The sequence below is a fragment of the Chromohalobacter sp. HP20-39 genome (genome assembly GCF_033052815.1).
In the GTDB taxonomy this organism is placed as follows: Bacteria; Pseudomonadota; Gammaproteobacteria; order Pseudomonadales; family Halomonadaceae; genus Chromohalobacter.
This window is the reverse complement of the sequence record NZ_JAWHTP010000975.1, coordinates 1-250: the sequence shown is the minus strand read 5'-3', so window position 1 is coordinate 250 and position 250 is coordinate 1. Positions and strand designations below refer to the sequence as shown.

Below are 250 nucleotides of genomic sequence, written 5' to 3'. Positions count from 1 at the left end.
CCACGCTCAATCTCTCCGCAAGTTCGCGCGTCGTCGTGGACAATTTCATCTATCAGGAAGGAGCTAAGGACAACGCCGCGCTTCTGAATGTCACGCGCGGCACCATGGCCTTCGTCGCCGCCGCCGTTGCCAAGACCGGCGACATGAAGATCGAAACACCGACGGCAACGCTCGGCATTCGCGGCACCACAGGCGTCGTCGAAGTGCCGGAAGGCGTTGCGGCCGGCACCGCCAGCGCGAACAATGTCGG

1 protein-coding gene is annotated in these 250 nt (G+C 63.2%); it reads left to right on the top strand.

The features are described from left to right. A partial coding sequence (locus RVY79_RS20875) for a FecR domain-containing protein (RefSeq protein ID WP_317466519.1) occupies nt 1-250 on the top strand: 250 nt, incomplete at both ends.